Origin of the sequence: Acinetobacter sp. R933-2 (assembly GCF_030325485.1) — a bacterium.
Lineage (GTDB): Bacteria > Pseudomonadota > Gammaproteobacteria > Pseudomonadales > Moraxellaceae > Acinetobacter > Acinetobacter sichuanensis.
The window spans coordinates 20858-34108 of sequence record NZ_JACAIJ010000010.1 but is presented as its reverse complement, the minus strand read 5'-3'; the positions used below and the strand labels follow the sequence as shown (position 1 = coordinate 34108).

Here is a 13251-nt window from a genome sequence, read left to right as displayed (position 1 = left end):
GAATTCATCACACTTAAAAACTTTTACTTATTAGATATTGCAATTATTTTAAATAGTGTCTTACAGATGAAATTCACCGCAAAGATAACATAAACATTTTTCACTTGTTAGATAAATTTAAGAATAAAAACTGTAAATTTAAGAGCATATAGATTTACCTCATCAAAAATAATATATTTTTCAAATAAAATTTCAATAAATCAAATACTTTAAACATAAAATAATAATGTGATGCACATCACAAAAGTAAAATAAAAATGTACTTTAAAAATTATAAGAAACACTCGAAACAATCAAATAATTAATTAAAATTCAAAAACTTAATAAATATTTTATAATTTTTAAAAAAATTATTTGCTATAAAAAACTTTACTATTTAAAATATCTTAATAATAATTTTAAATGATCAAAACTTAGAATTATTTTATTGACTTTAAAAAATAAAATACAAGTTCTCAAACTTACTTAATATTATTTTTTACGAGCAAATGCTTGAATATAAATGCTAGAAAAAATACGTCTCAAGGATAGAAACACGATGTCTCAACAACAATTAAATTGGAATACAATCGTTAAAAAGTCAAACCAAGGACGTATGATTATTTCAAGTCATGCGATTCAACTCACACGTGCTGAACGTAATTTTTTAATTATTGCCAATGGTCAGCTTACTATACAAGAAATCATCACCATGTTAGGTGTTCCCTTTGATACAGTAAATTCTCTTTTAGAAAATAAATTATTAGAAGTTTCGGATTGGGGAGAGTCACAAACTCTTGTATCACAAAACATACCGCAACAAGATATAACAGCTGATCCTATACAACAAAAATTAAATATAGCTTTACCACCTTTAGAAAATAGCAGTCCTTTTCATCGTTTATATGCATTTTTATCCATTCAAATACCAGAGTTTTTTGGCATATTATCTTTTACCCAAATTCTTAAACTTGAACGTGCCAGCGATATAAATGAGCTAGCAATTTTAAAAGATAACTTACTTGAAAAGGTTAAAAAGAAGTATGGTGAAATCGCTTATAATGCATACCAAGAAAAGATTAACCTACTCACACAAGAATTAAAAAATGATTTATAAATAATCTCAAAGTTTACATTTATACTTTTTATTAAAATTATTATTTTATGCGTATTACTTAACTTGAGCCTTCTTGTTTAATTTTAATACAAAATTAATCTCTGGATTACTTCATTTTAATTATTTTATTTATAAATTTAAATTGAATGCTTTATCTGGTTTACTTTCTAAAATAATGACTATTTACACAAAATCCGCTCTGAATAACTGACATTTACACGATTTTTCAGCTATGCTGTGCAACACAGTTTTTTTAACCATTTTTCTCAAATACGTTTATGACTACTCATATTGACCCTGAATACCAAGCGAGTGCGATTGAGCCTCAAGTCCAACAAGACTGGGAAGATCGCAAATCATTTAAAGTTGCTGACACCGTAGAAGGCCCACGTCGTTATATCCTCTCGATGTTCCCTTACCCAAGCGGCAAACTGCATATGGGTCATGTGCGTAACTATACGATTGGTGATGTGATCAGCCGTTTCCACCGTCTCAAAGGTGAAACTGTCCTCCAACCCATGGGTTGGGATGCTTTTGGTCTACCTGCTGAAAATGCCGCGATTGCGCATCAAGTTGCTCCTGCAAAATGGACCTTTGAAAACATCGCGTACATGCGTGACCAATTGAAAAAATTGGGTCTTTCAGTGGACTGGGATCGTGAATTTGCAACATGTACTCCTGAATACTATCACTGGGAACAATGGTTATTTGTTCAACTGTATAAAAAAGGTCTGATTTACCGCAAACTTTCAACTGTTAACTGGGATCCTGTCGATCAAACCGTTTTAGCAAATGAACAAGTTGAAAATGGTCGTGGTTGGCGTTCAGGTGCATTGGTAGAAAAACGTGATATTCCAATGTATTACTTCCGCATCACAGATTATGCACAAGAATTATTAGATGATTTAGATACCTTAAAAGACGGTTGGCCACAACAAGTCTTGACCATGCAACGTAACTGGATTGGTCGTTCACAAGGCATGGAAATTACTTTCCCTTCAGCGAATTCTGACGTGTATGCCGATGGTTTAACGGTGTATACCACACGTGCCGATACCTTAATGGGTGTGACTTATGTTGCGGTTGCAGCAGAACACCCTATGGCATTAAAAGCTGCGGAAAATAATGCTGAACTCAAAGCATTCATCGAAGAATGTCGTATGGGTTCAGTCGCTGAAGCTGATCTTGCCACTGCTGAAAAGAAAGGTATGGCAACAGGTTTATCAGTGAAGCATCCTGTGACGGGTGAAGAAGTGCCAGTCTGGATCGCCAACTATGTGTTGATGTCATACGGTTCAGGTGCGGTGATGGCTGTTCCTGCGCATGACGAACGTGATTTTGAATTTGCCAATAAATACAACTTGCCAATCAAACAAGTAATTGATGCCAAAGGCGCTGATGATGCAGATTACTCTGCAACTGAATGGCAAGAATGGTACGGTTCTAAAGAAGGTAAATTGGTCAATTCAGGTGAATTTGATGGTTTAGACTTCCAAGCTGCATTTGATGCATTCCTTGCAAAATTAGAACCACAAACTTTAGCAAATTCTAAAGTGCAATTCCGTTTACGTGACTGGGGTGTTTCCCGTCAACGTTATTGGGGTTGTCCAATTCCAATGATCAACTGTGACAAGTGTGGTCAGGTCACCGTTCCTGAAGAGCAACTTCCTGTTGTACTTCCGACTGATGTTGTTCCAGATGGTTCAGGTAATCCTTTAAATAAAATGCCTGAATTCTACGAAACCAAATGTCCTTGCTGTGGTGGCGACGCACGTCGTGAAACCGATACTTTGGATACTTTCGTAGAGTCATCTTGGTACTATGCACGTTATGCTTCTCCTGACTTTACAGGTGGTTTAGTTAAACCAGAAGCTGCTCAAACATGGTTACCTGTGAACCAGTACATTGGTGGTGTAGAACATGCAATTCTTCATTTACTTTATGCACGTTTCTTCCATAAATTGATGCGTGATGAAGGTGTTGTTCAAGGTAATGAACCATTCACCAACTTGTTAACTCAAGGTATGGTATTGGCTGATACCTACTACCGTGAAGCAGATTCAGGTAAAAAAACTTGGTTCAACCCTGCTGATATTGATCTCGAACGTGATGAAAAAGGTCGTATCATTTCGGCAAAATACCAAGGTGATGGTCAGGATGTGACTGTTGGCGGTCAAGAAAAAATGTCGAAATCGAAAAATAACGGTATCGACCCGCAAGCGATTATTGACCAATACGGCGCAGATACGGCTCGTGTCTTTATGATGTTTGCTGCGCCACCAGATCAATCTCTTGAATGGTCGGATGCAGGTGTTGAAGGTTCAAACCGTTTCTTAAAACGTGTTTGGCGTTTAACCACAGGTTTCCTTGAAAAAGGCAACAATGCATCTGCGATTGATACTGCACAGCTTTCAACAGGTGCTCAGGATTTACGTCGTAAAACTCATGAAACCATCCAAAAAGTAGGTGATGACATTGAACGTCGTCATGCTTTTAACACAGCAATTGCTGCGTTAATGGAACTTTTGAATGCCAACAACAAGTTTGAAGCAAAAGATGACAACGATATTGCGGTTGCTCGTGAATCGATCATCACCTTATTAACCTTGCTTGCTCCATTTGCACCGCATTTAAGTCAGACTTTATTGGCACAGTTCAACATTGATTTAACTTCAGTGTTATTCCCTGCTGTAGATGAGTCTGCACTCACGCGTAATACGCAAACGATTGTGGTTCAAGTCAATGGTAAACTTCGTGGTAAGTTGGAAGTTTCTGTGGATGCATCTAAAGATGACATCTTGGCACAAGCCAAAGCTTTACCTGAAGTACAACAATTCTTGACAGGTCCAACCAAGAAAGAAATTGTGGTACCGAACAAATTAGTGAATTTGGTGGTTTAATGCTTTTAAGCCTCCCTTTTTTAAAGGGAGGTTTGGAGGGATTTGAAATAAAGGAATCCCCCTAAATCCCCCTTTTCCAAAGGGGGACTTCCTCCCAAAAATAAAAAAGAGAGATTCTCCTCCCTTTTTTAAAGGACTTGCGTAGCGATGCTAGTCAGGAGGGATTTAAAACAAAACCCAAACAAAGCCCGTTGTCAATCAACGGGCTTTGACTTTACAATCTAACTCAAGATTTAAAATTATTTTCCATTCAGGAAGTTTTAGAGGACTCCACATGCATTTGGTTCAACGTGTTGCAGCGATTGTCTTAACTTTAGGGCTGAGTGCAGGCTTAGTCGGCTGTGGTTTTCACTTAAAAGGAACAAATCCGCAAGCAACTCCTTTAGTTTATACCAAATTAAATTTACAGCTTCCTAAAAATACAGAAGACTTAGAAAGTAAGCTGAGTGTTTATTTAACTGCGTCAGGTGTTCAATTAGGTCAAGCAAGTGATGCTTATGTCTTACGTATTTTAGACTACAAACCAATTCGCCATGAGCTAAATGGTCAATTGATTGAAACATTATTACGTTTAAGTGTGACATTTCAAATCGAAGATCAGCAAGGTAATCCTGTTACTGAAGCACGTACTTTAACAGCAGCGCGTAGTTATCAGTATGATGTTGCAACTGTGAATACAGATGATCAACAAGAGAAATATTTAAAACAAGTCATTATTGACGATATTGCACAGCAAATTAGCCGTCAAATTTCAGCAAATCGCTTACCTAAAGCCAAATACTTACCAAGTACTGCAACACCAAAAACAGCACAGTAAATTGATTAGATTATGAAACTCGACTATCTCCAAGCCCTTAAACGTACACAGGAAGCACGTGGTGTTTGGATTATGCATGGTCAAGAGCCACTGCTTGAGCAAAATTTATTAGATGCTTTTCGTAAGGAATGGAATGCTCAAGAAGTTGAGCGGCAACGTTACGACTTAAATAATACCAGTGATTGGAAGCAAGTTTTTAATGCCTTAGACAGTTTATCTTTATTTTCTCAGCACTTGGCTGTGGAAGTGCATGGCAATATCAAACCTGATGCAAATGGTCTAAAACTGCTTAAGCAATATATTCAATACAATGAGCACAATCTTCTTTTGATTGTAATGCCAAAACAAGATGCGAGTAGCTTAAAATCCAGTTTTTTCCAAACCGTTGAAGCCAATGGCGTTGTGGTACAACTCGCTGCTCATTATCCTAAAGATCGTCAACGTATTTTATCAATAGAAGCCGATCAGCTTGGTATTCAACTCGATCAAGACGCTTGGCTTTGGCTTGAACAACATCATGAACATAATTTACTCGCAGCTAAAAACAGCTTGATGCGTGTTGCAGATACGTTTCCAGAACAAAATCATATTCAAATTGAACATCTCTATGAATGCTTACAAGACCAGTCTCGTTATAGTAGTTTTGATTTAAGTGATGCTGTTCTCGCTGGTCATTATGCGCAGTCTGCTAAAATTTTAAATTACTTAATCGAGGCTGGTGAGCCTGCAAGTTTAATTTTATGGACATTAAGTAAAGAAATGCGTTTGCTGATGCAACTCTATGAACAACCGCAAAATGCTTTACAACTTGGTATTTGGAAGAATAAAGTTGCAAATTACCAACAAGCGCTCAGACGCTTAAAGCCACAGTCTTTTTTAGTTTGGCCTACGGTTTTATTGCGTATTGATGCAGCGATAAAAGGCTTAAGTCAAGAAAAACCTGAACATTTAATTCAACAAGCGGTTGCCCTATTATGTGGGTACAGTTTGTTTGAACCAGCTTAAAGAAAATAATTATCATTTATATTTGTTAAAAAAATTCACTTTTTATCCTTATTTACCCCTTATAATTTAAGCAATTATCTCATTTGCTCAAGACCAATATGCCTAAAATAAAATCATCCAAAGTCATTTTAATTATGGTTGGTATTGCTATTATTGCAGCAATTTCTTGGTTTATGTTAAAACCTAAAAACGAACAACCACAATTTATTAGCACAGAAGTTGTCCGTGGTGATATTGAAGACTCGGTCTTAGCAACGGGTGATTTAGAAGCCACTAAAATGGTCAGTGTTGGTGCGCAGGTATCAGGTCAGGTCAAAAAAATGTATGTCAAGTTAGGGGACCAAGTGAAGCAAGGTCAACTGATTGCACAAATTGACTCAGTACGCCAAACCAATGATTTGAAAACGGCTGAAGCAAGTATTAAAAATCAACAAGCTCAATTAGCCACGAAACAAGCCAATTTAGCAAAAGTTGAAGCTGAATATAATCGTCAAAAAAGTATGTTTGCCCAAGATGCAACCTCTAAAGCTGAATACGAAAGTGCATTAGCGGCATTTAAAACAGCACAAGCTGAAATTACTGCTATGAATGCACAGATTGAGCAATCTAAACTCACTCTTGCAACTGCCAAAGAAGATTTAGGCTATACCCAAATTGTTGCGCCAATGACAGGTACTGTTGTGGCTATTGTGACTGAAGAAGGTCAAACGGTAAATGCAAACCAAAGCGCGCCTACAATTGTAAAATTAGCACAACTTGACACGATGACAATTAAATCGCAAATTTCTGAAGCAGATGTGATGAAAGTTGAAGAAGGTCAAAAAGTTTATTTTACAACCTTAGGAGATAGTGAGAAAAAACGTTACGCAACTTTACGTCAGGTTGAACCTGCACCAGAGTCAATTAATACAGAAAATTCAAATACCTCATCTTCTTCTTCGAGTACAGCGATTTACTATAATGCTTTATTTGATGTTCCTAATGATGATGGAAAATTACGAATCGATATGACTGCTCAGGTCTATATCATCCTTGCTGAAGCACGTAATGTATTGACGATTCCTGCCTCTGCCCTACAAGCCTCTAATCGCCCACAACGTTCAGGCAATAAAAATGCAGCGACTGGTGGACAAAATGCTGCTGGTGATGAACAAAAGCGTCAACGTAACAAAGACACTAACAACGCCAATAGTGATCGCCCAGAACGTCTCGAATTAACAGCCGATGAAAAAGCTTTGATTGATCAAGGTAAAGCTTCTGTTGCGATTGTTCGAGTGCTTCAAGCGGATGGCACTGCAAAACGCAAACAAGTCCTTGTTGGTCTGAATAACCGCGTGACCGCTCAAATTATACGTGGCTTAAATGAAGGTGATCAAGTGATCTTAGCTGATGGTTCAGATACATCAAATGATTCAGCAAAACGTAGCAATCGTGGTGGTGGAGTGAGATTCTAACAATGGAACAAAACAATCAGAGCAATCAACCTCTCTTAGAGGTGAGCAATCTGATTCGTGAGTTCCCTGCGGGTGAATCTACGATTCAGATTTTAAAAAGCATTAATCTAAAAATTTACGCAGGTGAGCTGGTTGCCATTGTGGGTCAATCAGGTTCAGGTAAATCAACCCTGATGAATATTTTGGGTTGTTTAGACCAACCTACATCAGGGAGTTATCAAGTGAATGGGCGTGAAACCCGCGAACTTGAGCCTGATGAACTTGCGCAATTACGTCGTGAATATTTTGGATTTATTTTCCAACGCTATCATTTACTGGGTGATTTGAATGCCGCAGGAAACGTCGAAGTTCCTGCGATTTATGCAGGCATGGATCCCACAGTACGTCAGCAACGTTCACATGAAATTTTAACTGAATTAGGGCTGGGCGAAAAAACTGAAAATCGCCCGAACCAACTGTCAGGGGGACAACAACAACGTGTTTCGATTGCACGTGCCCTGATGAATGGTGGCGATGTTATTCTAGCCGATGAACCGACAGGTGCATTGGATAAGAATAGCGGTGTTGAAGTGATGCGTATTTTACGCGAACTGAATGCCAAAGGTCATACTATTATTCTGGTTACCCATGATATGAATGTCGCCAAAAATGCGACCCGTATTATTGAAATCAGTGACGGGAATATTATTTCCGACAAAGCCAATACACCTGAGTACGATGAAGCAATTGAAATCGTTGCTGAAAATGAGCCTAAGGCGCAACGTAAGAAATCATCGAAATGGCGATCAGCCTTAGATCGTTTTGCTGAAGCATTCCGCATGGCTTTATTGGCAATGAATGCACATCGCATGCGAACATTCCTCACCATGCTTGGAATTATTATCGGGATTGCATCTGTTGTTTCAGTCGTTGCACTCGGAAATGGTTCACAGAAACAGATTTTAGAAAATATTAGTAGTTTAGGTACCAACACAATTACGGTGTTCCAAGGTCGCGGTTTTGGTGATAACTCTAAAACAGCACAATTTAAAACCTTAGTCCCTGCTGATGCAGATGCCTTATCTGATCAACCTTATGTTGAAGCAGTAAGCCCTACGGTCAATAGCAACTTAACTGTCCGTTTTAAAGATACAGAAGCATCTGCCACAGTGAATGGTGTCAGTAATGATTTCTTCAATGTGCGTGGTTTGAAGTTTACCTCAGGGCAAGCTTTCGATAAGCATAGTGTCATGCAACGTGCGCAAGATGTGGTGATCGATACCAACACACAAAAGACGTTTTTCAGTGATGGTACTGATCCGCTTGGACAAGTGATTTTGCTGGGCAGTGTACCGAGTCGAATTATTGGTATTGTCGATGCACAACAAGGCATGATGGGCAACTCAGATAGTTTAAATGTTTACTTGCCCTATTCTACCGTCATGAGTCGTATGCTTGGTCAGGCAAATGTACGAAGTATCATTGTCCGTGTTAAAGATGAATACCCAACGGCTGTTGCTGAGAATGCCATTCTGAGTTTGCTCGAACAACGTCATGGTGCACAAGATGTCTTTACTCAGAACTCCGACAGCATTCGTGAAACGATTGAACAAACCACAGCGACGATGACTCTTTTGGTTTCTGCAATTGCCGTGATTTCATTGGTTGTAGGTGGTATTGGTGTCATGAACATCATGCTCGTTTCTGTGACTGAACGTACACAAGAAATCGGAGTACGTATGGCGGTTGGTGCTCGACAAAGTGACATTCTACAGCAGTTCCTCATCGAAGCGATTTTAGTATGTATCTTAGGGGGAGTTTTGGGTGTACTCCTCTCCTTAGGCATCGGACAAATTATTAGTCATTTCGCTAAAGGTACATTCCAAATGGCGTATTCATCAACTTCGATTATCGCCGCATTTATCTGTTCGACTTTGATCGGTGTCGTATTTGGATTTATTCCTGCTCGCAATGCCGCGCAGTTGAATCCAGTTGATGCACTTTCACGTGAATAATTGCAAGGACAAGGAATATATAATGCAAATGAATTTAAGCAAACTTGCAACTGCCTTGCTGCTTGGTAGTTCACTGGTAGGCTGCGCAGCGATTGTCAAAACGCCTTATCAAGCACCTACAGTACAAGTTCCCAATACTTTTGCCTATGATCAAGCAAAGTCTAAGCAAATCCAAACTGACTTGTATGCAGACCAGTGGTGGACTTTGTTTGGTGATACTCAACTGAATCAATTGGTTGATCAAGTTATTCAGAAAAATGCTGACTTAGCTGTTGCAGGGATTAATTTACAAACTGCACGTTTAAAAGCAGGTTTGGCACGAGATCAACAAGGTCCCCGTGTTAACTCTGGTGTGTCCACTGGGCATAGCTTTGATCTCAACTCTGGTGATGATGCCTCTAAGGGCGTTTCTGTCAGTGCAGGGGTCAGTTATGAACTCGACTTGTTTGGTAAATTAGCGCGTCAAACTGAAGCGGCAAAATGGGAGTCTTTAGCGACTGAACAAGATTTACAAGCAACTGGTCAAACGCTAATTGGCACAACGGCGAATTTATATTGGCAACTCGGATATCTCAATGAGCGTTACAGCACAGCACAGCAAAGTTTAGCCACCACACAAAAACTGTATGAACTGGTACGTACTCAATATCGTGCAGGTGCAGTTTCAGGCTTAGATCTGACTCAAGCAGAACAATCTGTACAAAGTCAAAAAGCCAGTTTAAGTCAAATTGAACAGCAGCTAGTAGAAACACGCACTGCTTTGGCGGTGCTCTTACAAATTCCTGTACAACAACTCAATATTCAAGAACCCAAAAAATTACCACGTATTCGCTTACCGAATATTACAGCGGGTTTGCCTGCCGATATTTTGTCACGTCGTCCTGACTTACGTGCCGCAGAATTACGTTTACGTGAAGCACTTGCTTCCAAAGATGCAACTAAAGCCAGTTATTATCCTTCTATAAGTTTGACGGGGAACTTAGGCTCAAGCAGTACGTCACTGACCAATTTACTGAAAAATCCTGCCCTGACTTTAGGTGCAAGTTTAAGTCTGCCCTTCTTGCAATATAATGATATGAAAAAGGATTTAAAAATCAGTGAATTGGATTATGAAAAAGCCATTATTCAATATCGACAAACCTTATATCAAGCTTTTGCTGATACTGAAAATGCACTTTCTAATCGAATTGAATTAGATAAACAAGTTGCTTTGCAGCAGAAAAATTTAGAATTGGCTGAGAAAACTGAACGTTTAACGGATGTACGTTATCGCAATGGTGCAATTGCTTTAAAAAATCTGTTAGATGCGCAAGAAACCACGCGTAATGCACGACTGTCTTTAGTACAAGTCAAGCAAAATCAATACAATGCTTATGTAACCTTAATGCAAGCACTCGGTGGTAGCCCGATTCAGCAATTACCAAATACCACTATCACTGAAGTCACACCATAAATTTCATATAAAAAAGGCACTGAATTCAGTGCCTTTTTACCATCAAGTCATGAATAACTTATTCACTATCCATCATTGATGCGCTCATACCCACAGTATTGAAACCTGCATCTACATACAAAATTTCACCTGTAATACCATTTGCCCAAGGTGAACAAAGGAAAAGTGCGGCATTTCCGACATCTTCAATCGTAACATTACGTTTTAACGGTGCAATTTTTTCATTTGCATCTAACATTTTACGGAAAGATTTAATACCTGAAGCTGCTAAAGTACGGATTGGACCTGCCGAAATCGCATTTACACGAATCCCTTCTGCACCTAAACTCGATGCCAAATAACGTACACCTGCTTCTAAAGATGCTTTTGCCATGCCCATTACATTGTAGTTTGGCATGACTGACTCAGAACCTTGGTAAGTCAATGTTAATAAGCAACCTTGACGCGCAAGTAATAATGGTTTTGCTGCACGCGCCATCGCAATAAAGCTATACGCACTAATATCATGCGCAACTTTAAAACCTTCACGATCAGTTACGTCCGTAAAGTCACCATCCAAAGTATGTGCAGGTGCAAAGCCAATCGAATGCACAACACCATCTAAACCATCCCAATGCTTAGCAAGCTCAGCAAATGCATGATCAATTTCAGCATCAACAGCAACATCACAAGGGAAAACAAGTGTTGAACCAAATTGTTCAGCAAAATCATCTACACGTTTTTTCAGTTTTTCATTTGGATAAGTAAATGCAAGCTCTGCTCCTTCACGATGAAGTGCTTGAGCAATACCAAATGCAATCGATAATTTACTTGCGATACCTGCGATCAGGAAGCGTTTACCTGCCAAAAGTCCTTGTGCCATGAAATTCTCACTCGAATAAGTTTGTATGCATAATGCCAAGACTCAAGACAGAACAAAATTGCATAATGCATCTTTTTTTATATCTTTCACTAAATCATAAAAAAATCGCTCATAAAGAGCGATTTTTCAAATGTTCATCATCAAGGATTAATCATCACCTTGTAATAAGCTAAATAAACGCATGAATGAATAATACATCCAAACTAAGGTTGCTAATAATGCGATACCACATAGCCATTCAAATGCTTTCGGTGCGCGTTGCGCAGCAGCATTTTCAATTAAATCAAAATCTAAGATCAAGTTTAATGATGCGATTACAGCAACAAAAGCTGCAAATCCGATTCCTAACCAACTGCTTTCAAATAGACCAGGAATGCTTGAACCAAATGCCAAATTCATGATGAATTGCACAACAAAAACCAAAGCAATTGCGATTGTTGCAGACATCACAATCGATTTAAATTTTTCAGTTGCACGAATAATTTGAAAACGATACAAACCAAACATCACAAAAGTCGTTACAAAAGTTGCCAGTAATGCTTGTAAAGGAACACCTGGAAATTTCAACTGAAAAATCACAGATGCACCACCTAAAAATGCACCTTCAAATAAAGCATAAGGAATTGCAAGAACACGCGCTGTATTTGGCTTAAAAGTTGCCACTAAAGCAATGATTAAACCACCAATAGCACCGACCATTGCCGCTGCATAAGCAAGACCAAAATTCGCAGTGGCGAAACTATAAAGAAAAACACCTAAACCAAGCACAGCCGCAATTACAGTCAATAATACTGACTTTTGGATTGCACCTTGAATGGTCATGGGTTGACTATAATCTGCATGTGTTTCCACACGGGTTAAAATAGGGTTATTACTTTGCATATTTCAACTCATTGTAATATTTAAAATATAAAGGGATTGTAAAACGGATTATTTTAAAATTGATGTACAGCTTACTTCTTTTTGTAACAAAACCAAAAATATTGCCTAAAGCAGTATAACTTAATTTTTTAAAATACACAGCGCATAAAAAAGAGGCAATTTCTGCCCCTTCTTCGCTTACAAAATATCGAATTAATCTTGATTTGAGATAAAGAAATATTGACGATAGTATTTTAACTCTGCAATTGAGTCACGAATATCATCCATTGCCAAATGTGAGGCATTTTTCTTAAGACCACTCATAATCTCAGGGCGCCAGCGTTTTGCTAACTCTTTCACAGACGATACATCTAAATTACGATAGTGGAAATATTGTTCCATTTCAGGCATTAAACGATGTAAAAAACGACGATCTTGGCAAATTGAGTTACCACACATTGGCGATGATTTTGGATTTACCCATTTCTTTAAAAACTCTAAAGTTTGTAACTCTGCATCACGTGCAGTCAATTTACTACGACGTACACGCTCAATCAGACCTGACTGACCATGTTGTTTGGTATTCCATTCATCCATCGCATTTAAAATAATATCTGACTGATGTACTGCTAGCACTGGACCTTCCGCAAGAATATTTAAATGATCATCCGTTACAATGGTCGCAACTTCAATAATTTGATCATTGTCTGTATCAAGACCTGTCATTTCAAGATCAATCCAAATCAAGCGTGTATCTGGGGTGCTGCTGCTCATAAAGTGCAATCTTATTAGGCTATAAAACATGAATA

The 13251-nt window shown here is 38.4% G+C and carries 10 protein-coding genes; 7 read left to right on the top strand and 3 right to left on the bottom strand.

Annotated features, from left to right (window positions below; translation table 11 throughout):
* Positions 1-538 precede the first annotated feature (538 nt).
* The 7 genes from HX005_RS12615 (at position 539) to HX005_RS12585 (ending at position 10719) form a co-directional block, all read left to right on the top strand.
* Complete coding sequence (locus tag HX005_RS12615) at positions 539-1096, top strand: hypothetical protein (protein ID WP_286377617.1); 558 nt, start codon at positions 539-541, stop codon at positions 1094-1096.
* A 278-nt stretch (positions 1097-1374) separates the two neighbouring features.
* Positions 1375-3996, top strand: coding sequence for a leucine--tRNA ligase (gene leuS, locus HX005_RS12610; RefSeq protein ID WP_286377616.1), 2622 nt, complete (start codon positions 1375-1377; stop codon positions 3994-3996).
* Between the two features lie 274 nt (positions 3997-4270).
* A complete protein-coding gene (locus tag HX005_RS12605) occupies positions 4271-4813 on the top strand; it encodes an LPS-assembly lipoprotein LptE (RefSeq protein ID WP_107008306.1) in 543 nt (180 codons plus the stop codon).
* Positions 4814-4825: 12 nt separating this feature from the next.
* Positions 4826-5818, top strand: a complete 993-nt coding sequence (gene holA, locus HX005_RS12600; RefSeq protein ID WP_286377615.1) for a DNA polymerase III subunit delta — start codon at positions 4826-4828, stop codon at positions 5816-5818.
* A gap of 98 nt (positions 5819-5916) precedes the next feature.
* Entirely contained in the window at positions 5917-7272 is a 1356-nt protein-coding gene (locus HX005_RS12595) for an efflux RND transporter periplasmic adaptor subunit (RefSeq protein ID WP_286377614.1), read from the top strand.
* Between the two features lie 2 nt (positions 7273-7274).
* The gene (locus HX005_RS12590; RefSeq protein WP_286377613.1) at positions 7275-9266 is read left to right on the top strand and encodes a MacB family efflux pump subunit; all 1992 of its coding nucleotides are present in this window, start codon (positions 7275-7277) and stop codon (positions 9264-9266) included.
* Between the two features lie 22 nt (positions 9267-9288).
* Positions 9289-10719, top strand: a complete 1431-nt coding sequence (locus HX005_RS12585; protein ID WP_286377612.1) for an efflux transporter outer membrane subunit — start codon at positions 9289-9291, stop codon at positions 10717-10719.
* A gap of 58 nt (positions 10720-10777) precedes the next feature.
* Here the strand turns inward: HX005_RS12585 and HX005_RS12580 are convergent, their stop codons facing one another.
* The 3 genes from HX005_RS12580 to orn all read right to left on the bottom strand — a co-directional run bounded on the left by HX005_RS12580 (position 10778) and on the right by orn (position 13216).
* On the bottom strand, positions 10778-11581 hold the full coding sequence (locus HX005_RS12580; RefSeq protein WP_107008301.1) for an enoyl-ACP reductase FabI: 804 nt from the start codon (positions 11579-11581) through the stop codon (positions 10778-10780).
* A gap of 147 nt (positions 11582-11728) precedes the next feature.
* Complete coding sequence (locus HX005_RS12575; RefSeq protein WP_107008300.1) at positions 11729-12463, bottom strand: Bax inhibitor-1/YccA family protein; 735 nt, start codon at positions 12461-12463, stop codon at positions 11729-11731.
* A gap of 192 nt (positions 12464-12655) precedes the next feature.
* Positions 12656-13216, bottom strand: a complete 561-nt coding sequence (orn, locus tag HX005_RS12570; protein ID WP_171405072.1) for an oligoribonuclease — start codon at positions 13214-13216, stop codon at positions 12656-12658.
* Between the last annotated feature and the right edge of the window lie 35 nt (positions 13217-13251).

Coding starts and splice junctions, on each gene's coding strand:
- HX005_RS12615 (WP_286377617.1), top strand. CDS start 539: ATGTCTCAACAACAATTAAATTGGAATACAATCGTTAAAAAGTCAAAC.
- leuS (WP_286377616.1), top strand. CDS start 1,375: ATGACTACTCATATTGACCCTGAATACCAAGCGAGTGCGATTGAGCCT.
- HX005_RS12605 (WP_107008306.1), top strand. CDS start 4,271: ATGCATTTGGTTCAACGTGTTGCAGCGATTGTCTTAACTTTAGGGCTG.
- holA (WP_286377615.1), top strand. CDS start 4,826: ATGAAACTCGACTATCTCCAAGCCCTTAAACGTACACAGGAAGCACGT.
- HX005_RS12595 (WP_286377614.1), top strand. CDS start 5,917: ATGCCTAAAATAAAATCATCCAAAGTCATTTTAATTATGGTTGGTATT.
- HX005_RS12590 (WP_286377613.1), top strand. CDS start 7,275: ATGGAACAAAACAATCAGAGCAATCAACCTCTCTTAGAGGTGAGCAAT.
- HX005_RS12585 (WP_286377612.1), top strand. CDS start 9,289: ATGCAAATGAATTTAAGCAAACTTGCAACTGCCTTGCTGCTTGGTAGT.
- HX005_RS12580 (WP_107008301.1), bottom strand. CDS start 11,581: ATGGCACAAGGACTTTTGGCAGGTAAACGCTTCCTGATCGCAGGTATC.
- HX005_RS12575 (WP_107008300.1), bottom strand. CDS start 12,463: ATGCAAAGTAATAACCCTATTTTAACCCGTGTGGAAACACATGCAGAT.
- orn (WP_171405072.1), bottom strand. CDS start 13,216: ATGAGCAGCAGCACCCCAGATACACGCTTGATTTGGATTGATCTTGAA.